General features: G+C 70.4%; 22 protein-coding genes. 8 read left to right on the top strand and 14 right to left on the bottom strand.

Features of this window, described 5'->3' with window-relative positions; all coding sequences use genetic code 11:
• Nucleotides 1–18: 18 nt before the first annotated feature.
• Nucleotides 19–336 (top strand): hypothetical protein, encoded by a 318-nt coding sequence (locus tag DN771_RS16590; RefSeq protein ID WP_116998660.1) that lies wholly within the window; start codon nt 19–21, stop codon nt 334–336.
• 48 nt (nt 337–384) lie between these two features.
• Here the strand turns inward: DN771_RS16590 and DN771_RS16585 are convergent, their stop codons facing one another.
• The 5 genes from DN771_RS16585 to DN771_RS29595 all read right to left on the bottom strand — a co-directional run bounded on the left by DN771_RS16585 (nt 385) and on the right by DN771_RS29595 (nt 3,587).
• Nucleotides 385–1,020 carry a GNAT family N-acetyltransferase gene (locus tag DN771_RS16585; RefSeq protein ID WP_116998659.1) on the bottom strand — a complete coding sequence of 212 codons (636 nt, stop codon included), beginning with the start codon at nt 1,018–1,020 and terminating at the stop codon, nt 385–387.
• Nucleotides 1,020–1,928: a DUF501 domain-containing protein gene (locus DN771_RS16580; RefSeq protein ID WP_116998658.1), complete on the bottom strand. Its 909-nt coding sequence runs from the start codon at nt 1,926–1,928 to the stop codon at nt 1,020–1,022. Before DN771_RS16580 ends, DN771_RS16585 begins: the two co-directional genes overlap by 1 nt.
• 63 nt (nt 1,929–1,991) lie before the next feature.
• Nucleotides 1,992–2,720, bottom strand: a complete 729-nt coding sequence (locus DN771_RS16575; protein ID WP_116998657.1) for an SRPBCC family protein — start codon at nt 2,718–2,720, stop codon at nt 1,992–1,994.
• Nucleotides 2,657–3,295, bottom strand: a complete 639-nt coding sequence (locus tag DN771_RS16570; protein ID WP_162942035.1) for a nucleotidyltransferase family protein — start codon at nt 3,293–3,295, stop codon at nt 2,657–2,659. Before DN771_RS16570 ends, DN771_RS16575 begins: the two co-directional genes overlap by 64 nt.
• Before the next feature lie 4 nt (nt 3,296–3,299).
• Nucleotides 3,300–3,587 carry a hypothetical protein gene (locus DN771_RS29595; protein WP_162942034.1) on the bottom strand — a complete coding sequence of 96 codons (288 nt, stop codon included), beginning with the start codon at nt 3,585–3,587 and terminating at the stop codon, nt 3,300–3,302.
• A 29-nt stretch (nt 3,588–3,616) separates the two neighbouring features.
• Here DN771_RS29595 and DN771_RS16565 point away from each other — a divergent pair, with 29 nt between their 5' ends.
• On the top strand, nt 3,617–4,369 hold the full coding sequence (locus tag DN771_RS16565) for a C40 family peptidase (RefSeq protein WP_162942033.1): 753 nt from the start codon (nt 3,617–3,619) through the stop codon (nt 4,367–4,369).
• A gap of 58 nt (nt 4,370–4,427) precedes the next feature.
• Here the strand turns inward: DN771_RS16565 and DN771_RS16560 are convergent, their stop codons facing one another.
• From DN771_RS16560 to DN771_RS16530, 7 genes are all read right to left on the bottom strand, one after another.
• Complete coding sequence (locus tag DN771_RS16560; protein ID WP_116998726.1) at nt 4,428–5,198, bottom strand: DUF4386 domain-containing protein; 771 nt, start codon at nt 5,196–5,198, stop codon at nt 4,428–4,430.
• Nucleotides 5,199–5,203: 5 nt separating this feature from the next.
• Complete coding sequence (locus DN771_RS16555) at nt 5,204–5,452, bottom strand: hypothetical protein (protein ID WP_205528627.1); 249 nt, start codon at nt 5,450–5,452, stop codon at nt 5,204–5,206.
• Nucleotides 5,453–5,524: 72 nt separating this feature from the next.
• On the bottom strand, nt 5,525–8,197 hold the full coding sequence (locus DN771_RS16550; RefSeq protein ID WP_116998653.1) for a winged helix-turn-helix domain-containing protein: 2,673 nt from the start codon (nt 8,195–8,197) through the stop codon (nt 5,525–5,527).
• Nucleotides 8,198–8,210: 13 nt separating this feature from the next.
• Complete coding sequence (locus DN771_RS16545) at nt 8,211–9,014, bottom strand: XdhC family protein (protein WP_116998652.1); 804 nt, start codon at nt 9,012–9,014, stop codon at nt 8,211–8,213.
• Between the two features lie 10 nt (nt 9,015–9,024).
• Complete coding sequence (locus DN771_RS16540) at nt 9,025–9,342, bottom strand: XdhC family protein (protein ID WP_116998651.1); 318 nt, start codon at nt 9,340–9,342, stop codon at nt 9,025–9,027.
• Nucleotides 9,335–10,462, bottom strand: a complete 1,128-nt coding sequence (locus DN771_RS16535; protein WP_116998650.1) for a vWA domain-containing protein — start codon at nt 10,460–10,462, stop codon at nt 9,335–9,337. The genes DN771_RS16540 and DN771_RS16535 overlap by 8 nt, the downstream gene beginning before the upstream one ends.
• Nucleotides 10,459–11,379, bottom strand: a complete 921-nt coding sequence (locus DN771_RS16530; RefSeq protein ID WP_227462383.1) for an AAA family ATPase — start codon at nt 11,377–11,379, stop codon at nt 10,459–10,461. The genes DN771_RS16535 and DN771_RS16530 overlap by 4 nt, the downstream gene beginning before the upstream one ends.
• 230 nt (nt 11,380–11,609) lie before the next feature.
• Between DN771_RS16530 and DN771_RS16525 the strand changes: the two genes are divergently transcribed.
• The gene (locus tag DN771_RS16525) at nt 11,610–13,478 is read left to right on the top strand and encodes an alpha-amylase family glycosyl hydrolase (RefSeq protein ID WP_162942032.1); all 1,869 of its coding nucleotides are present in this window, start codon (nt 11,610–11,612) and stop codon (nt 13,476–13,478) included.
• Here DN771_RS16525 and DN771_RS16520 read toward each other — a convergent pair.
• Nucleotides 13,400–13,855: a hypothetical protein gene (locus DN771_RS16520; RefSeq protein ID WP_162942031.1), complete on the bottom strand. Its 456-nt coding sequence runs from the start codon at nt 13,853–13,855 to the stop codon at nt 13,400–13,402. The genes DN771_RS16525 and DN771_RS16520 overlap by 79 nt on opposite strands.
• 285 nt (nt 13,856–14,140) lie before the next feature.
• On the opposite strand from DN771_RS16520, the gene DN771_RS16515 reads away from it, so the two are divergent.
• The 3 genes from DN771_RS16515 to DN771_RS16505 all read left to right on the top strand — a co-directional run bounded on the left by DN771_RS16515 (nt 14,141) and on the right by DN771_RS16505 (nt 16,295).
• A complete protein-coding gene (locus DN771_RS16515; RefSeq protein ID WP_338032645.1) occupies nt 14,141–15,112 on the top strand; it encodes an HNH endonuclease signature motif containing protein in 972 nt (323 codons plus the stop codon).
• A 101-nt stretch (nt 15,113–15,213) separates the two neighbouring features.
• Entirely contained in the window at nt 15,214–15,759 is a 546-nt protein-coding gene (locus DN771_RS16510) for a sigma-70 family RNA polymerase sigma factor (protein ID WP_205528626.1), read from the top strand.
• Nucleotides 15,760–15,899: 140 nt separating this feature from the next.
• Nucleotides 15,900–16,295 (top strand): peptidoglycan-binding domain-containing protein, encoded by a 396-nt coding sequence (locus tag DN771_RS16505; RefSeq protein WP_205528625.1) that lies wholly within the window; start codon nt 15,900–15,902, stop codon nt 16,293–16,295.
• 17 nt (nt 16,296–16,312) lie between these two features.
• On the opposite strand, the gene DN771_RS16500 is transcribed toward DN771_RS16505, so the two are convergent.
• Entirely contained in the window at nt 16,313–16,747 is a 435-nt protein-coding gene (locus tag DN771_RS16500; RefSeq protein WP_116998644.1) for a DUF1801 domain-containing protein, read from the bottom strand.
• A gap of 77 nt (nt 16,748–16,824) precedes the next feature.
• Here DN771_RS16500 and DN771_RS16495 point away from each other — a divergent pair, with 77 nt between their 5' ends.
• A complete protein-coding gene (locus tag DN771_RS16495; RefSeq protein WP_116998643.1) occupies nt 16,825–18,093 on the top strand; it encodes a DUF2254 domain-containing protein in 1,269 nt (422 codons plus the stop codon).
• A 137-nt stretch (nt 18,094–18,230) separates the two neighbouring features.
• Nucleotides 18,231–19,274, top strand: a complete 1,044-nt coding sequence (locus tag DN771_RS16490; protein WP_205528624.1) for a LacI family DNA-binding transcriptional regulator — start codon at nt 18,231–18,233, stop codon at nt 19,272–19,274.
• Nucleotides 19,275–19,279: the final 5 nt, after the last annotated feature.

The following is a 19,279-nucleotide window of genomic DNA, read 5'->3' as shown; positions in this document are numbered from 1 at the left end:
GTAACAAGGAGGTAGAGAATGAGCCAGCGGCATCGAGATGCCGAGCTGCCGATGCAGCCCAAGCAGGAGCTTCGGGCGCACGCTCACAGCGAGCGGCACCGGATCCACGTCCAACTGTCGAACGTGGCGACGCAGGTCAGTGCCGGTCTCGACCCGGCCGACCTCCACGAACCGGGAGCGGCTTGGAAGCCCGAGCATCATCGGGATCCCGACGTCGCCCGCTCCAAGCTGGCCAAGCGCTCGCGTGCCAAGCGGCACTGGAAGACGAAGATGTGGAAGCGCCGTTCGGCGCTGCGTCAGGCTCGCGCCGCCGCCTTCAAGCTCGCCGCCGAGTAGTCGTTCGAGTCACCTCCCCGGCCCGTCGGGCCGGGGAGGCGACCGCGTTCATTGAGGGATCAACCAGGCCTCGCGCAACTCCGTGGCGCGCTCATTCCATTCCTCCACGGTGAAGCCGTACCGCATGTGGTCCTCCCACACGCCGTTGATCTCGACGAGCCGCTGAGCGATCCCTTCCTCTCGGATCGCCAGCTTCTCCATCACTCGCCTGCTCTTGTGGTTGCGCGGGACGATGCAGATCTCCAAGCGGTGGAGCCACAGCGTCTCGAAGGCGAACTCGGCCAACACGACGACGCTCTCGGCGATGAGTGACTGGCCGGCCGTGCGCTGGTCGATCCAGTACCCGATCGTGCCGGTCTGCACCGCGCCGCGCTGCACGTTGTTGAGGTTCACCTCGCCACGGAAGCGCTGATCGACGAACACGCCGAAGCCGTAGGACAGGCCGTTGGTGGCGTCGCGGTCGCGCGCGGTGCACCGCGCGGCGAACGCGCTGCGGTTCGACGTGGGGTCGAACTCGGGGAGAGGGCGACGCGGTTCCCACGGCGTGAGCCACGACTCGTTGTGCTCCCGGACCTCGCGCCATGCCCCGAAGTCCTCGAGCACGAGTGGTCGGAGCAGCACCCGCTTGCCGTACAGGCGCAGGGGAGAGGGCACCGTCGGCCGCCCGGACGGATGTCGCAGCATCACGCGCTCCTGGAGGAGAAGGTGGCGGCGTCCAGGTGGAGGCGCCGCATGAGACCGAGTGTGACGCAGCAGGTGGCCACGATCGAGTCGATTCGCGCCGGGTCGATCGCCGGGTTGTGCAGCCGGTCGGCGCGCGTCTCGGCGACGATCGTGCGGAACAGGTCCTCGAGATCGTGGCGATCGATCACCACCGCCTCGTCCAGGACCGTCGTGCCCCGCTCGACCTGGGCCAGGTGCCAGGCCTCGTCGCCGCGGAACGTCGCGCGGTCGACGCCGATGACGTCCGGGTGATCGCGGACCAGGTCGTCGACGGCGTCGCTGACGGTGCCGAGGCAGTTGGTGAGTGCCTCAGGCCGGGGCGGGTCGCCGTCGCCGAGGAACTCGGCGAGCAGATCGCTCGGGGTGGTCGCGAGTGTCGCCGAGATGTCGAAGTGACGGACGGTCACGCGGTGCTGGGAGAGCGTCACGTCGAGGCGGCCGCGCAGCTCGTCGGCCACCCACCGGCCGACCGGATCGTCACCACCGGCCAGGTGCCAGGCGTAGTGGGCGTGGAGGCACTTGACCCCCTCACGCGTGCCGCCGACGCCGCCACTCGGCCGGTGGACCGCGTCGGGCGGCACCGCTGCGTCGCGTTCGGCGGCGTAGCGATCGTGCGCGGCACGGATGGAGGCGGGGTCGATGGCCGACTCGGCGGCGCGCACACCGCCGTCCGCCTCCAGCCGGCTCACAGCCACGTTCTCACGGCGCCCGACGAGCCAGTAGCGAGTCGGCATCGGCGTGCCGTCGGCGAGCAGAGGTGCGTTGCGGATGACGACCGGGTCGCCGCTGGCATCGCGTACCACGACGTCGAAGTCCCCGTCCGGCACGCGGCCGAGCAACGCCGCGACGCGTTCACGGTCGCTGTTCATGGGCCCGGCTGCACAGTGTGACTCGGGGCTGATGTTCGTGGTGCGAACTGGACGTCGACTCGGTCAGCGCCGCCGCCGCAGCACGAACAGGAGCAGGAGGATGGCCGCGAGGGCCGGTCCGAGCCGCTTGAGGACCGCCGGTCCACCGACGCCCGCCAGGTCGACCGGCTCGGTGGCCGGGCTGTCGATCTTGCGCACCCGCGGCGCCGATTCGGCGGCCGTCGACCCGGCATCGCCACCGGAGGACGCGGCGTCCGACGCGGCTGGCGCCTCGTCGCCGTCGGCGGACGGGGCGGCGGCCGCCACCGGTTCCTCGGCCGGTGCCGGATCGCCGGTGCCCTGGTCATCGAGCATCGTGTTGAGATTGGTGGCGAACTGGGCCATCAGCTTCTTCGACACGTCGCCGACGACGCCTCGGCCGAACTGGGCGACCTTGCCGGTGATGTGGAGGTCGGTGGTGACGACGACCTTGGTGCTCGTGGGCGAGAGGCTCTCGGCCTGAGCGGTGATCTCGGCCGCAGCGTTGCCCCGGCCGCTGGTGTCGCGGCCCTCCGCCTTCAGCACTCCACGGTGGGCCTGGTCGTCCTGTTCGATGAACGTGGCCTGGCCCTTGAACTGCATGGTCGCCGGACCGAGCTTGATCTTCACGACGCCGCGGTACGTCTCACCTTCGATCTCCTGGAGTTGCGCTCCGGGAAGGCAGGGCGCGATGCGCTCGACGTCGGTGATCACGGTCCACGCCTCGTCGATCGGGCGGTTGACGGTGAACTCGTTGACGAGCTGTTCTGCCATCGGTGAAGATCCTCCAACGTGTCGATGTCCCGGGGGGAACCTTGGCACGGTACCTCACGCACGAGATCGGGTCGAAGACGCATCAGGGAGCGGGCTCCCTCGTCGCCCTCGGTCGGCAGCAGGCTCCACACCGACTCGTCGAGTGACACCGGGTGACCGCGGCGTCCGTCGTACGTGGCGATGGCGATCGGCGACACCGTTCCCGCCGCGGCCACCGCGCGCCACGCCTCGGCCGTCACCCCCGGCTGGTCGCCCAAGCCGACGACGACGCGCGTGGCACCGGCGGCTCGGGCGGCGTCGAGGCCGCAGCGCAGCGACGTCGCCTGGCCCTGGTTCCAGGCCGGATTGGTGATGACGGTGACGTCGGCGGGGTGCGTGGTGCGGACGTGGTCGGCCGTCACGACGACGACGGGGCCGATGCCCGCCTCGCGGGCGGCGTCCACGGCGCGGCGGGCGACCGTGCGCCCGTCGGGGTCGGCCACCGCGTCGAGCTTGTGCGTCGGGCCGGCGTAGCGAGTGCCGCCACCGGCGGCGAGCACCACGGCGATCACCTCGCCTGCTCGACCTGCACTCACCCCCTCATTCTGACCCGCCGCGGCCCAAGTGCCGTGACCACAAACGTTCGCACGCCACGACGGCCGGATGCCGCCGCTGGCTGCGTTGCTGCTCCTCGTGGTTGGGCAAGGCAGGCACGTCGTCGCCGCGCCTTGCCAGCGACGCCCCCGACTCGCCGTGGACGAGGCGACCGTTCATGGCCACGGCACTAGCCAACTCGATGTCGTCGCGCTCGCTATTACGAAATGATGACGGAAAGTTGTCGTTGAGGTTGATTGTGTCGTTTCCGTGACAGTAGCTTTGCGCCTTCACGACGTAACCCCGGCCGCGAAAGACCTCCAGTGTTGTTGGGTCCGGACGGCCTCTCTCAAGCCAGGGGAATCGCCTTCAACATGCAGATCACCGATCGTCATACCGGCCGGCCCGGCTCGCAGCGCACTCGCCGCAGCGCCCGGATCGCCCTCGTCGCTCTCGCCGCCGCCGCCGGTTCGGCCTTCGCTCTCGGAGGTGGGTCCGCCTCGGCGGCCCCGCTCCCCAGCGAGGTGCCCGGCGATCCGCACTCGCCGGTCGTCGCCCAGCATGCGCTGGACACGCTGACTGCGCTGGCCCGCTACCAGCGCAGCGACGACGCCGCCGATCTCGCCGCCTACCGGGACGGACTCGCCGCCACGGCGGCGGCCACGGCCACCGAGATCGGGCTCAATCATCGGGCGATGCAGCTGGCCTGGCACTCGGCAGACCGTCCGCATCAGGTGGCGCTGCTCACCGCGCTCACGCAGCTCGGAGTGGAGTATCGGTCGATGACCTCGGAGCCCGGCGTCGGGTTCGATTGCTCGGGCCTCACGTCGTACGCCTGGGGAGAGGCCGGGTTCGAGCTGAACCGCCGGAGCGGGGATCAGATCGCCGCGGCCGACGAGCGCACCCGAGACACGGTGATGGCCGGGGACCTGGTCGAGTATCCCGGTCACGTGATGATGTCGCTTGGTCTCGGCAACGCCGTGGTCCACTCGTCGAACCCCGAGAGCGATGTCGAACTGTGGGTGTTGTCCGACGGACGCGCCGACAGCGTGCGCTACGGCGACCCGACCGCATAGTCGTCGCGTTCCTGTACTGATTTCTCGTCACTCGTGGCAAGGAATCAGTACAGGAAGTTCAATCGAAGGCGACGGTGAGCGGGGTGGTGGCGCTCGGCTGCGGCGACACCGCCGTCCCGCTCGGCGCCGTCCGGAAGCCCTTGACGGTCATCCAGACACCCAGCGAGAACTCCCAGATCGCCACCGGAACGGCGAGCAGGGCGGAGGGAGCCGACACCTGGTCGTAGGCGCCGAACAGCGTGGCGGCGTCCGAGGCGAGCAGGATCGGCGCACCGATGAGGCCGATCGTCGGGATCGCGCGGGGCACCAGCCGGGAGCGGTACATGATCGTTCCGAGACACAGGGCGTTGATCGCCGACATCAGGCCAGGACCGAACAGGAACGACCAGTCGTGCACGGCGATCAGGGCGCGGCCGGTGGCGAGCAGCGAGTCGCTGTCGCCGCCGGTCGACTCGTGGCGCAGCGTGTACACCGACAGCACGGCGAGGACGCCGACGAAGATCATCGCCGCCTCCAACAGGCGGGAGGCGAGGAAGCCGAGCCCGAGACGTGCGTGGTGTCGCCGGGCGATGGAGAACAGCACGACGGCCGTGCCGACCCCGGCAAGGCCCGTGAACACCTCGAACAACGCCCCCCACAGCACGCCGCCGTCGCTCCCGCCGCCGGTGACGAAATCGGGAGTGTTGAGCACGTCCTCCCAGAGCCCGAACTTGGCCGGGATGGAGAACACGAACGTGGCGATGTAGAGCAGGCCGGCGACCAGCGCCGTCCGGCGCAGACCGCGTCCGGCCGGGATGGTGGTCGGGCCAGCGGTTGACACGGTGGACATGTCGATCATTTCCTTTCGTTGCGACCGGACGGGTCCGGTCCGAGGTCGGTCAGCGACGCCAGCGGGATGCCGAGGTCGCGCAGCTTCTGCAAGACGCCGTGGAGCGCGGCCTGGTCGGCCACGGTGCCGCGGATGACGGTGATCCCGCCGTCGTCGTCGGTGACGTCGAACCCGTCGAACCACGCGGCCCACGCCGAGCCGAGGTGTCCCCTGACCCTGATCTCGTACTGTCGGCGGTCGGTGTTCGCTGCCACTCCAGGACGGTACGAACCGACCTGGTGAGGGCGCATCACATCATCTGGTGATCGTGGTGGTGATCGTGGTCCCTACAGGTCGAGCTCGCTGGCGCGTCGCACGGCACCCCGGCGGCTGGAGACCCCGAGTTTGGAGTAGATGCTCTTGGTGTGCGTGCGCAACGTGTTGAGCGACACGTGCAGCGTGCGGGCGATCTCGGGCCCGCTGAGGTCGCCGCGGAGGAGGCGCAGCACGTCCAGCTCGCGGCTGCTCAACGGGTCGGCGAGTGGACTGGACCGGCTGGTCGTCGGGGTCGTCGACGCGGCCAGCACGTGGCGGCGGTGTTCGCCGGCCACGCCCGCCAGCGTGACGGTGCGGAGCATCCGGGCGACGGTCGGCGTCGAGTCGAGGAAGACCCGCGCTGCACGCTCGCGCGCGGCAAGCGTCAAGGCGCGTTCGAGCGACTCCACGGCGGCGGCGCGATCACCGGAGTCGGCCGATCCCGATGCGAGCAGGGTGAGGACCTCGATCAGCGGGCCGGTCCGGCCGCCCTCGTCGGCGGCATCACGCAGCCGCCGGAGCAGCTCGACGGCCGCCCCGGTGCTCTCGTCGTCCCTGCGGTGCAGGAGGAGGCGGGCCAGGGTGACGTGCTCGAACTCGTGGACGTAGGCGAGATCGTCGTTCGGGGTCAGCTGTGATCGGGCCGCCCAACGCTCGGACTCGCCGACGTCGCCCCGCATCAGCTGCGTACAAGCGATCAGGGCGGCGACCGGCCGGACGGCGGGGGAGAAGTCGGTGTCGTAGACCGCCTCGGCGTCGCGTAGGAGCTGCAGGGCGCCGTCGAGGTCACCGCGAGCCCGGAGCAGCAGGGCGGCGGCGACCCGCCGCCGGTATGCGTTCTGGGGGAGCCCGGCATGCTCGCCGAGACGGTCGACGAGCACCAGCTGCTCACCGGCCGCGTCGAGCTCGTTCTGCTCGATCAGCACGGTGGCCAGGCCGACGCGCATGTCTGCGGTGCCGCGAACCACGCCGTGTCGGCCCGCTTGCGACAACGCCGATTCGTACGTCTGCCGCGCGGCACGGAGACGGCCCTGGGTGATCTGCAGGTCGGCCATGGCCAGTGAGAGGCCGAGCACGTCGGACACGTGGCCGAGCTCGACGAAGTGTCCGATCGCGTCGCCATAGCGATCGACGGCCTCGTCGAGGTCACCCTCGGTCCATCGAGCGAGGGCGGTGAGGGCGGTGGCCGCACCACGCCGCAGGTGGTCGGCCGGTTCGGCGAGCGCGAGGGCCCGCCGGGCATGGGCGAGCGTGGCGCTGGTGTCACCGGCGAGCAATGACAATGCCGCGCGATACACGGCGACCTGTTCGGGGAGCCGGGCGTACTCGTCCTGATCGAACACGACGGGAGCCGAACGCGATGGATCGCCGGGGTCGCCGAGGTGCCGTTCGACGTCGTCGAGGAGGTCGGCCACGCCCTCCCGATCGCCCGTCGCCATCCGCGCCCCGACGAGAGCGATGCCGAGCACCGGGCGCTCGGCGAGGAGGTCGGAGGGCATCGCCTCCAGCCATCGGCGCAGCGTTGCCTCCTGCCGATCGCGGCGCATCGTGGGTGCGGCCAGCTCGACGAGTTGCGCGGCACGCCCGTGGTCGTGGGCCGACAGGGCGTGATCGACGGCCTCGGGCCAGGCGTCGTGGACCCGGTACCAGTCGCTGGCCCGGCGATGCAGCTCGGCCACGGAGGCGGGCTGTTCGGCGAGCAGGCGGGCGCGCAGGACGTCGGCGAACAGGTGGTGATAGCGGTACCACTCGCGCTGGTCGTCGAGGGAGACGACGAAGAGGTTTGCCGCCTCCAGATCGACGAGCGTCGCCTGACCGCCGGCCCGACCGGTGACGGCGTCGCACAGCGGTCCGCAGAGCCGACCGAGAACCGCCGTCTGCAGCAGGAACGACCGGACGTCAGGCGGCTGGCGTTCGAGCACCTCCTCGGCGAGATAGTCGACGACGAACCGGTCGGTCCCGGCGAACGAGTGGACGAATCGGGCGGTGTCGTCGCGGTCGCGCATCGACAGGGCCGCAAGCTGCAGGGCGGCGATCCAGCCTTCGGTGCGCTCACCCAGCGTCGCCACGTCGACCGCCGCCAGATCGAGCCCCATCGAGCCGTTCAGGTACGTCCCGGCCTCCTCGGTCGTGAACCGCAGGTCGGCGCCGCGCACCTCCAACAGCTCGCCGCGCGACCGGAGCCGGGCCAGCGGCCACGGCGGGTCGGCCCGGGACGCGACGGCGATGCGCAGCTGGGGCGGCGCGTGCTCGACCAGGAACCGCATCGAGCCGTGGATGTCGTGGTTGTCCACGAGGTGGTAGTCGTCGAGGACCAAGCCGATGCCGACGGGGAGGGTGGCGACGTCGTTGACCAGCGCCGAGACGGCAGCGGTGAGGGCGTCGGGCATCGACGCCAGCGTCGACAGCGTGGTTCGTCCGAGCTCGGGCGCCACCGTCCGCACGGCGGCGACGACGTAGTGCCAGAACCGGGGCGCGTCGTTGTCGTCGGCGTCCAGGGACAGCCAAGCCGTCGGATGCCCCCGCTCGGCGCGGGCGGCGACCCAGTCGGCCAGCAGTGTCGTCTTGCCGAACCCGGCCGGGGCCGACACCAGGGTCAGCGCCGGCTGGTTGGCAGGCTCGAGGCGCTCGTCGAGCCGCGGCCTGGGAACGGTGCCGCGGCGTCGCTGCGGGGCCTTGAGTTTGGAGGCCAGCAGCAGGCTCATCGCGGCGTCCGGGTCAGTGAATGGCGCCGGACGCGTCCTTGAGGCTGGGGGCGTTGTGGCCGGTGCGGCGGGCGATGATCTCGGCGCAGATCGAGATCGCCGTCTCCTCCGGCGTGCGGGCGCCGAGGTCGAGACCGATGGGCGACATCAGGCGGTCGAGCTGGGCCGGATCGGTGACCCCCGCCTCGGAGAGGCGCTGCAGCCGCTTGTCGTGGGTGGTCCGGCTGCCCATCACCCCGATGTAGCCGACCTTCGTGGCGAGGGCGCCGACGATGGCCGGCACGTCGAACTTCGGGTCGTGGGTGAGCACGCACACGGCGTCGCGCTGGCCGAGCGTGACGCCCCGCTCGTCGAACACGGGCGACGGCCAGGACACGATCACCTCGTCGGCCATCGGGAAGCGCCGCCGGGTGGCGAAGACCTCGCGGGCGTCGCACACGGTGACCCGGTACCCGAGGACCTTGGCGACCTTCGCCAGCGCGGCGGTGAAGTCGACGGCCCCGAAGATCCACATCTGGGGCGGGCGGGCGTGGGACTCGACGAAGACCCGCACGATCGGCGCCCCTTCGAGGTCCTCGGGCGTCGTCTCGCCGCCGGGCCCGTAGTGGCGGACGCCGGAACGGGCGGCCTCCAGTTCGGCGAGCGCGTCGCGGGCGACGACCCGGTCGAGCTCGGCGTCACCGAGCGTGCCGAGCGGCTCCTGGCCGGGCCGCACCAGCAGCTTGGCGCCGCGGTGCGGTCCGTCGATCACCGTGGCCAGGGCCACGGGCTCGTTGGTGCGGATCGCCGCGGCGAGGATGTCGAAGAGTCCACTCATCGTGTGCCCGTCACCAGTCCAGCGCTTCGACGAAGAGACGGATCGTGCCGCCGCACGTGAGCCCCACGGCGAACGCCTCGTCGTCGGAGTAGCCGAACGTGACCACTCGGGGTTCGGCCTCGCCGCTGAGCACGGCCAGGGCCTCCGACACGACGGCGCCCTCGACACAGCCGCCGCTCACGCTGCCGGCCACCTCGCCGTCCTCGCTCACCGCCATCGCCGCGCCGGGCAGGCGCGGCCCCGATCCCTCCACGTCGACGACACGCGCCAGCGCCACCCGCTTGCCCGCCGACCGCCACCGATCGATGTCGTCCAAGATCTCACGCACGGTTGAGAACCTCCGTCAGGTTGTCGAGGGCGTTGAGGGAATGGCCTTCGATGAACTCGTCAACGTAGGGGAGCGCGGCCGCCATTCCCCGCGCGAGCGGCGCGTAGCCGGGCGACACCTTCAACGGGTTGACCCAGATGATGCGGTGGGCCACCCGCGAGAGGCGCTGCATCTGCTCGGCGAGGAAGTCGGGATCTCCGCGATCCCAGCCGTCGGAGAGGATCACGACGTCGGCACCGCGCGCCATGCCCCGACAACCCCACTGATCGTTGAACGTGGCGAGCCCGTCACCGAGACGCGTCCCGCCCGACCAGTCCTGCACCCGGCCGGCCGCTCGGCGCAGCGCGAGATCGGGATCGTGCGAGCCGAGCTCGCGGGTGATCCGCGTGAGCCGCGTGCCGAGAGCGAAGGCCTCGATGCGTTGGCGACCCGAGACGGCGGCCTGCACGAAGCGCAGCAGGGCCCGGGCGTAGGGCTCCATCGAGCCCGAGATGTCGAGCACGAGCACCACGCGACGATGCTTGGCGGCCGGCTCCCGGTAGCGGCGCTCGAGCGGGTCGCCACGGGTGCGGATCGCCGCTCGCACGGTGCGCCGCAGGTCGGGGCGACGCGACCGCCGGCGGCTCGCCGTGAGTCGCAGCGACCGGCGGGGGGAACCGGTGACGCGCAGCCGCGTCATCCACTGATGGGCTTCGGCCAGCTCGGTGTCCGAGTAGTCGGCGAAGTCCCGGTCCCGCAGCACCTCGGCGACGCTGAACCGGAGTTCCAGGGTCTCGTCGTCGCTCGGCGTTCCCGGCGCGTCGGCCCCGTCCTCGTCGTCGCTGTCGACCGCCAGCGTGACGGTGACCTCGGGTTCCTCGACCGTCTCGGTGGGCCCGGTGGCCGCATCGAAGAAGACACGGAACGCCCGGTCGAACGGCTCGACGTCCTCCGGCCGGCGCACCAGCGTGGCCCGGGCGGTCCAGTACACCCGGTCGCGATCCTCGATGCCGACCACCCCGAGCGCCTCCGTGAACGCGACGACGCTGCTCACCGGTGTCGCCACCCCGGCGCCGCGCAGCACGCGCCCGAACGCGACGGCGATGCGCTCGGGCGCGGCGGACGTCGCCGTGTCACTCATTTGCGGTCGAGGGCCCGCTTCACGATGTCGGCGAAGCCGTGCTGCTCCACGCGCTCGTGGTCCTCGCGGTACTTGAGGACGGTGCCGAGCGTGGTGGCGACCGACTGCTCGTCGAGCTGAGTGACGCCGAGGCGGCCGAGCGCGGCGGCCCAGTCGATGGTCTCGGCGACCCCTGGTGCCTTGTAGAGGTTGAGCGACCGGAGCGCCTCGACGGCGGCGGCCACCTGGCGGGCCAGTGCGCCCGAGACCTCGGGCAGCCTGAGGTGGACGATCGCCACCTCGCGTTCGAACGACGGATGCTCCACCCAGTGGTACAGGCAGCGGCGCTTGAGGGCGTCGTGCACGTCGCGGGTGCGGTTGCTCGTGAGGATCACGAGCGGCGGCGTGTCGGCACGGACGACACCGAGCTCGGGGATCGTCACCTGCCAGTCGGACAGCACCTCGAGCAGGTAGGCCTCGAACTCGTCGTCGGCGCGGTCGATCTCGTCGATCAACAGCACGGGCGGCTGCAGCCGCGGCTCGATCGCCCGGAGGAGGGCCCGCTTCACCAAGAAGCGCTCCTGATAGAGATCGGCCTCGAGGGCGTCGCTGGTGCGGGCCTCGGCCTCGCCGCTGGCCTCGGCGGCGCGGAGGTGCAGCAGCTGGCGGGCGTAGTCCCAGTCGTACACGGCCTGGGCGGCGTCGATGCCCTCGTAGCACTGCAGGCGGATGAGCTCGCCTCCCGTCCATGCGGCGAGGACCTTGGCGACCTCGGTCTTGCCGACTCCGGCCTCGCCCTCGAGGAGGAGCGGCCGACGCAGGGTCATCGCCAGGAAGATCGCCGTGGCCAACCCCTCGTCGGGCAGGTAGCCGTGCTTGGTGAGGGCGGTCGTGACCGCCTCGACGGAGGAGACGTCGGCGGCCTGGGATTCAGTCACCGCGCCGAGGCTACTGGCCGCCCTCCCGGCACCGGAATGCTCACCTCGCGTCCTGTATTCCGGCGCGGCTCGTGGGGATGTTTCGAGGGCTGGATCGTGACGGTTTTCGTCACGATCCAGCCCTAGATCACCGAATGGCACGATCGAGCCCCAGATTCTCGACGTGTCCAGCTACAGGAGCGCCCGAAAACGCAACAACCGGCGCTGCCGGGCCGCTACCGTCGCTCGCCATGCCCGGAGACGACCTCGTGACGATCCGCGTCCACGCTCCGGCAGCACGGTCGGTGCTGCTGGCGCTGTTCGACGAGGCGGGCGCCGTCGAGCACGAGCGGCGGGCGCTGCGGAGGGACGGCGACGTGTGGACCGGTACGGTCGCCGCCGGAACGGTCTACGGGCTCGTGGCCGACGGACCCGGAGGGCGGTACGACCCGTCCAAGGTGTTGCTCGACCCGTGGTGTCGCGAAGTCCGGTTCCCGCCGGCGTTCCGTCGGGCTGCGGCCGCGGGCCGCGGGGTGTCCAACTCCGGCGAGGGGCCGCTGGCGGTGGCCCGCCGGCCCCGCTCGGCAGTGTCGCAGCCTCGGTGGTCGACACGGGCGCCGATGGTGTACGAGGCTCACGTGCGCGGCTTCACCATCACCGATCCCGATGAGGTACGACCCGGCACGTTCGCCGGCATGATCGGGCAGCTCGACCGCCTCGTCGCCCTCGGTGTGACGGCGATCGAGCTGATGCCGGTGCACCAGAGCGACCCGCAGGAGGGCAGCTACTGGGGCTACATGCCCCTCGCCTTCGGGGCGGTCGAGCACGGCCACGCGGCCGGCGAGCCGCACGACGAGCTGTCTGAGCTCGTCGCCGCGGCCCACGCTCGGGACATCGAGATCTGGGTCGATGTGGTGTTCAACCACACCACCGAGGTGGATGCTGCCGGTCCCACCTATCACCTGCGTGGTCTGGCCGACGGCCACTACTACGCCCTCGACGAGCATGGCGGGTACATCGAGACCACCGGCTGCGGTCACGACGTCGACACGTCATCGGAAGCGTCGCGGGCGTTGATCATCGAGTCGCTCGACCGGCTCGCCGATCTCGGCGTGGACGGGTTCCGCTTCGACCTGGCACCGGTCGTCGTTCGCCACCGGCCGTTCGCCGCCGAGCTGGACGCCTGGGCGGCGAGGCGCGGCGTCCGGATGATCGCCGAACCGTGGGACGCCGTCGGCACGCACGAGCTCGGCCGGGCCTGGCCAGGGTCTGGATGGTTGCAGTGGAACGACCGCTACCGCGACGACGTCCGCGGATTCCTGCGAGCCGAGCCGGGCCTGATCGAGGTGCTGCAACAGCGGATCCAGGGGAGCCCGGACCTCTTCGACTCCGCGATGGAGTCGGTGAACTTCCTGACGTGCCACGACGGCTTCACGCTCTACGACCTGTTCGCCTACGACTGCAAGCGCAACGAGGCCAACGGCCACGACAACGGCGACGGTGCCTGGGACAACCGGTCGTGGAACTGTGGCTGGGAGGGTGACGAGGGAGCGCCCGAGGCCGTCATGGGGCTCAGACGCCGGCAGCTCCGCAACGCGTGGACGTTCCTGGCGATGTCGCACGGGGTGCCGATGGTGGCGATGGGCGACGAGTTCGGCCGGACCCAGGGCGGCAACAACAACGCCTACAACCAGGACAACGTGACGTCGTGGGTCGATTGGGCCAGGCGCGAACGCTTCACCGACCTCGAGCGGTTCGTCGGCGAACTGCTCGCCCTGCGCCGGCGCCACGCGGTGCTGTCGCAGGACCAGTGGTGGGGCGACGACGTCCGCTGGTACGGCGTCGACGGCCCCGCCGATGTCGGGCCCGAGTCACGGTCGCTGGCGTGGTGCATCGGCGATCTCTACGTGATCGCCAATGCGTGGTGGGAGCCGCTCACGTTCGCCGTGCAGGAGCCCGGCCCGTGGCAGCGCGTCGTCGACACCTCGTTGCCGGCGCCCGACGAGATCGTGGCTGCGGGCGTGCCGCTCGACGGCGCCGACTATTCGGTCGGCCCGCGGTCGGTCGTCGTGCTCGACAGGTCGCCCGCCGGCTCTGGGGCGGCGTCGACCGACGGATAGTCCGCGTCGGGATCGGGAGTCGAGATCGACTCGACCTCGATGTCGACGACCTGCCCGGCGCGATGAATGCGCGCCAGCGCGCCGACCTCGGACAGCGCATCGAACAACGGGTACTTCCGCGCGTCGAGCGTGCGTCGCCCGAAGCCGAGCTCGGCCTTCAGGTCGGGGCGGCCGTACTGGCGCAGGATCGGCGTGATGAGCCGTTGCGCCGGATCGGCCGGCAACCCGAGCGCCTCGCCGATCGCGTCGATCGCCACCTCGACCGTGTCGTCGGTGAGCAGGCGGAGCCGGCGCTGCTGCTCGGGGTCGGCCCCGACCACGCTCACGCGCGCCGTGACCACGTGTCGCGGGGGAGCGGGCTCGAGCCGAAACCTCATGGGCGCGAGTCTGCCGCGTGACGCCGCGCGGCGGACACATCGTCTCGGCCCGGCCGATAAATGCGATGTCGCGCGAAACATCATTCCAAAATCTGTGATCTGTGATGAGTCGACCCCGACCAGTTGTGCGACGCCGAGTTGGATGCGGTGATCGTGTCGGCGGTCCGGCTCGGGCACCGCACCGACGCGTTGGCACGACGGGTTGCGCCGCGTTGGGAACGCCGTGCGGTGTGGGCCGTGGGCCGGCACCGTCAGGCGGCGGGACGGTTGGCGACGGTGGCGAACGTGCCGCGTCGCGAGGCGGGCCGGGTGTTGACGCAGGGCCGGCAACTCGTGAACATGCCGCAGGCTGCGGCAGCGCTGGGAGCGGGGGAGATCTCGATCGATCATGTCGATCGTCTCGCCGCGTGCACCGCCCGCCGTCGGGCCGAGTCGTATCGGCGTGACGAGGCTGACCTGGTCGGCACGGCCAGGACGAAGCGGTTCGAGCGGTTCGTCACCCATGCCGCCTACTGGCGCAACGAGACGGACGCGGCGGTGGGTGATGATGGTGACGAGCCGAACAGTGACCGGCATTTCGGGTCGCGGCCTGGGGTGTTCGGGGAACGACGGTTCTTCGGTGATCTCGACCCTGTCGGTGGTGCCGAGGTCGCCGCCGCGGTCGAACGGATCGCCGGCGAGCTTGCCGCCATCGACGCGAGGCATGCGGGCCGGACGCGACGCCCGAAGCGGGTGTTGCGGGCCGACGCCCTGGTCGAGATGGCCAGACGTGCCTTGGCGGTCGCTCCCGGCAGCCGCAAACCCAGGCCGCTGGTCACGGTGGTCATCGGTCAAGCCGAGTTCGCTCGGTTGTGTGAACTGTCGGACGGGACCGTCATCACGCCCGGTCAGCTGATCCCGCATCTGGATGCGGTCGATGTGGAGACCATGGTGTTCGACGGTCATTTCCGGGCCATCGAGAAGTCCGATGCCCGCACGTTCACCGGGGCGTTGCGCCGGGCGATTCAAGTGCGTGATCGGCACTGTCGACACCCCGACGGTTGTGACGCCCCGATCGACGTGTGCGATGTCGACCACATCGTGCCGGTCCACGCCGGCGGAGACACCTCGCAGGACAACGGCCGGTTGATGTGCCGGTTCCACAATCGCATCACGCCCACCTACTGCACCCCACCACCAGCCGACCCCGACCTCGACACCCGAACCCACACACCGAACCTGCTGCCCAACCCGCCACCCACCGAACCCGCCGCATGAAACGGTGCCAGTCGCCCCGACCAGGAACCGACCGACCAGCACCGGCGGACTGCTGTCACGGAGGTTGTCCGGTGTCGCCCCCAACGACCAGACTTGAAGCTGTGAGCACGGATGATCAGCTGCGGCACCTCGCCGCGGCAGCGGCCGAGGGCGACGGCGCCGCGTTGGCCGAACTGGTGCGACAGACGCAGCCCGCGGTGTGGCAGCTCTGCACCGCGCTCGGCTCCCACGGCGAGACCGAAGACCTCGTCCAGGACACGTATCTCCGCGCGGTGAAGGCACTGCCGACGTACCGGGGCGACGCGCCCGTGCGGATCTGGCTGCTCGCCATCGCCCGGCGGACGTGTGCCGATCACGTGCGCAAGCGGCAGCGCCAACGACGTCTGATGCAGCGCTTGGAATCCGAGGCCGCGGCACGCCGCGCCGACGCTCCACCCGTCCATGGACTCGCCCCCGCGGCGACCGACGACCTGCTGGCCGCCCTCGATCCCGACCGCCGGGAAGCGTTCGTGCTGACCCAGCTCGTCGGGCTCAGTTACGAGGAAGCCGCCGGCGTCGTCGGTTGTCCCATCGGCACCATCCGGTCCCGCGTCGCCCGAGCCCGCGCCGACCTCCTCGGACTCGTCGAACTCGCCGCCGGCCAGTAGCCCGGCGCCGCGCGAGGCGGTCGTCCGGCGCACGGGTCGCGGCGCCGCCGTCGACGACGCCGCTGCCGATGTACGACCTGCACACGCCGTCCACGTGCAGCGTCGGACAGACGCTTCGCCAGGGAGATGCAGGGCCGTCCGTGAGCTGTCTTCAGCAGCGTCTTGACGAGATCACTCCGGGCGCCGACGTGGACGTCGACGGGGTGTTCGACGCGGAGACCGACAGTCAGGTGCGGCTGTTCCAGGCCGTCCACGGCCTCACGGTGGACGGGATCGTCGGTCCTCAAACGGCCGGGGTGCTCGACATCTGGAACCCGGTACCGGCCACGACCGCGGTCGTTCCGGTCCAGGCAGTCGTCGCCGCCTCGCCGCGCGGCAACTGCAACCCCAACTACACCGGCTGCGTCCCGAACGATTCCGACGTCGACTGCGCCGGAGGACGAGGCAACGGTCCGTCGTACACAGGCCGCGTGGAAGTCATCGGTCGTGATGTCTACGACCTCGACCGAGACGGCGACGGGATCGCGTGCGAGTAGCCGCCGGCCAATAGCCGTCAGAAGCCGTCCCACCCGGGGCGGCTGGAGGCCTGGCGGATCCACTCGCGGAGTTGGGTCTCGTCGACCTCGCCGTCCTCGCCGATGTGGAGGTACCGGGTGTCGGGGTCCTTGGAGGGCTCGGGCGGGGGCGGGTCGAGGCGAGCCCCGTTGAGGAACGTCACCTTCACGTACTTGGCGAAGCAGTGGAAGCTGAGGAACCAGGCGTGCTCGTCGGTGCCGTAGAACGGCGAGTTCCAGCGGACCGCCTTCTTGACGTCCGGCACCACCTCGACGATCAGGTCATCGAGGCGGCGGCCCACGTCGTGCTTCCAGTCGGGCATGGCGCTGATGAACGCCTGCACCGGCTCGTCGCCGTCGCCCTTGGGGATCTGCGGATTGCCCCCGGAGAGCCGGACGGGCTCGGACGACTCGGTCTTCTTTGCGGCGGCCATGCGCACGACGCTACGCGACGCGTCGTTACGGAATCACCGCAAGGGGTAGAGACCGGGCATGCGCGTACAGGCACGACATGCCTGAGCTGAACCTCAAGCAGGCCGGCTCGCGTCTGTGGTTCATTCCCGTGATGTGCGTGCTCGCCGGCGTCGTCATCTCGCTGTCGACCATTGCCGTGGATCGTGCGGGAGAGTTCGAGGTCCTGCCGAGGTGGCTGACGGGTGGGCCCGACGCGGCGGTCGGCGTGCTGACCACAATCGCCGCGTCGATGGTCTCACTCGCCGCACTGGTGTTGACGATCACGATGGTCGTCGTGCAGTTGGCGATGGGGCAGTTCTCCCCGCGCATCGTGCAGACGTTCCTCAAGGACAAGCCCAGTCAGCTGGCGATCGGGCTGTTCGTCGCCACCTTCGCGCACGCGATGCTCGCCCTCCGGGAAGTGTCGACCGACGGAGACGGCCAGGTGCCCGGAGTCGCCATCGCGACCGCGTACGTCCTCGTCCTCGTCAGCATCGCGATGTTGGTCATCTACGTGAACCACATCGGCCGCTCGTTGCGGGTGTCCTCACTCATCGAGCTCGTCGGCGACGACGTCCGACGCCTGATCGACCAGGAGTACCCACCGCAGGAGAGCGCCACCGAGCCGGATACCGACCTGATCCTCGTCGAGGAGTCGGCGGTGATCACCGCCATCGACATCGATCGCCTGGTCGCCCTGGCCGAGGACGCGGGGTGCGTCATCCATCTGACCGCGGGTGTCGGGACGTTCCTCCCAGCAGGCTCGGTGCTCGCCCGTGTCTCCGGCGACAGCACCGCGCTCGACCGCGACGAACTCCGATCGGCGCTGCGGGCCGACCTGGAACGTACCCAGCGCGAGGACGTCGCCTACGGGTTCAGGATGCTGGTCGACGTGGCCGAGCGGTCGCTGTCCGATTCGCCCTTCCTCGACCCGACGACGGCGGTGCAGTCGATCGATCGGCTCCATGACGGGATGCGGCAACTCGCCGTGCGCGACCTGGGCGATGGCACGTACCGCGACCGGCACGGTGTGATCCGTCTGACCGTCCCGACGATGAGCTGGGACGGCTACGTGCACCTGGCGTTCGACGAGATTCGCCTCGCCGGCTGGGCCTCGCCGCAGGTGAGCCGCCGTCTCGTCGCCGCCCTGATCGATCTGATCGACGTGGCACCGGACGACCGCCGGCCGGCATTGCGGGAGCAGCTGGACCTCCTGCGGGAAGCGGTGCAGGGCAGCTCCCGGGCCGAGGCCGACCGGCGATTTGCGCTCGAGGCCGACATGCAGGGCATCGGATCGGGCACGGCCAGCGGCGGCATCTCGAACTGACCGTCACCGGCGAAGACGGCCGGTCAGCCGAATGGAGGGCTTGACGCCGGCCGCCGGCGATGGCAAGTTATTGCAAACGTTCTCGACAACGATTGCGAGATCGATTGCATAACGCGTGAGCAGGGGGTTCGCGAAGCGTGGAAGCACTGGCCGGACGGGCGACGATCGAGGACGTCGCGGCGCGCGCCGGAGTCTCGATCTCCACCGTTTCGCGAGTGGTCAACGCCCGGTACGGCGTCGCCTCGGCGACCGTCACTCGCGTGCAGGCGGCGATCGAGGAGCTGGGCTACGAAACCAGTCTGATCGCCCGCAGCCTGCGCCGCGGTCGCACCAACGTCATCGGTGTGCTCGTCGCCGACATCGAGCCGTTCAGCGCCGAGGTGCTCAAGGGCATCGCCGCCGCCCTCCGAAAGACGGAGTACGAGTTGATCGTCTACTCCGGTGGCCATCACCACGACGACGGCTGGGAGCAGCTCTACCTCTCGCGGCTCGCCGGCACGCTCACCGACGGCGCGATCCTCCTCACGCCCACGGTCGTCGACGTGACGACGTCGCAGCCGGTGATCGCCGTCGACCCGCACCTCGACGGGTCGCGGTTACCGATCGTCGACACCGAGAACCTCGAGGGTGCCATCACCGCCACCCGCTACCTGGTCGAGCTCGGCCACCGCCGCATCGGCTTCATCGGCGGTCGTCCCGACCTCGAATCGGCGCGGCGCCGCGAGCAGGGCTACCGAACCGCCCTCGAGGACGCCGGCATCGTCGTCGACAGCAGTCTCATCACGTCGGGAGACTTCACCGCAGCCGCGGCGGAAGGCCCGGCCCACCAGCTCTTGTCACGACCGGACCGGCCCACGGCCATCTTCGCCGCCAACGACCTGACCGCGATCCAGACGATGCGCATCGCCGCCGACCTCGGGATCGAGGTGCCGCGCGACGTGTCGATCATCGGATTCGACAACATCCCGGAGTCGGCGTTGACCGACCCACCGCTCACCACGATCGACCAATCGCTCCACGCCGTCGGCGAGGCGGCGGTGCGTGCGCTCATCGAGCGCATCGAGCACCCGGAGCGGTCCGATTCATCGGCTGGGGAGCCGATGCACATCACGCTGCCCACGTCACTGGTCGTGCGGCAGTCGTGTGCGGCGCCATCCGGCGCCACCACAACCACGGGCTGACAGTC

The organism is Desertimonas flava (assembly GCF_003426815.1).
Taxonomy (GTDB): domain Bacteria; phylum Actinomycetota; class Acidimicrobiia; order Acidimicrobiales; family Ilumatobacteraceae; genus Desertimonas; species Desertimonas flava.
Note: the sequence above shows the minus strand (reverse complement) of the source record. Positions and strands in the feature narration are given on the sequence as shown.

Bases quoted from the DNA above. Each gene is read 5' to 3' on its own strand.
- DN771_RS16590 (WP_116998660.1), top strand. From the start codon at position 19: ATGAGCCAGCGGCATCGAGATGCCGAGCTGCCGATGCAGCCCAAGCAG.
- DN771_RS16550 (WP_116998653.1), bottom strand. From the start codon at position 8,197: ATGAGCCTGCTGCTGGCCTCCAAACTCAAGGCCCCGCAGCGACGCCGC.
- DN771_RS16500 (WP_116998644.1), bottom strand. From the start codon at position 16,747: ATGGCCGCCGCAAAGAAGACCGAGTCGTCCGAGCCCGTCCGGCTCTCC.
- DN771_RS16495 (WP_116998643.1), top strand. From the start codon at position 16,825: ATGCCTGAGCTGAACCTCAAGCAGGCCGGCTCGCGTCTGTGGTTCATT.
- DN771_RS16575 (WP_116998657.1), bottom strand. From the start codon at position 2,720: ATGGCAGAACAGCTCGTCAACGAGTTCACCGTCAACCGCCCGATCGAC.
- DN771_RS16545 (WP_116998652.1), bottom strand. From the start codon at position 9,014: ATGAGTGGACTCTTCGACATCCTCGCCGCGGCGATCCGCACCAACGAG.
- DN771_RS16580 (WP_116998658.1), bottom strand. From the start codon at position 1,928: ATGAACAGCGACCGTGAACGCGTCGCGGCGTTGCTCGGCCGCGTGCCG.
- DN771_RS16525 (WP_162942032.1), top strand. From the start codon at position 11,610: ATGCCCGGAGACGACCTCGTGACGATCCGCGTCCACGCTCCGGCAGCA.
- DN771_RS16560 (WP_116998726.1), bottom strand. From the start codon at position 5,198: ATGTCCACCGTGTCAACCGCTGGCCCGACCACCATCCCGGCCGGACGC.
- DN771_RS16535 (WP_116998650.1), bottom strand. From the start codon at position 10,462: ATGAGTGACACGGCGACGTCCGCCGCGCCCGAGCGCATCGCCGTCGCG.
- DN771_RS16520 (WP_162942031.1), bottom strand. From the start codon at position 13,855: ATGAGGTTTCGGCTCGAGCCCGCTCCCCCGCGACACGTGGTCACGGCG.
- DN771_RS16585 (WP_116998659.1), bottom strand. From the start codon at position 1,020: ATGCTGCGACATCCGTCCGGGCGGCCGACGGTGCCCTCTCCCCTGCGC.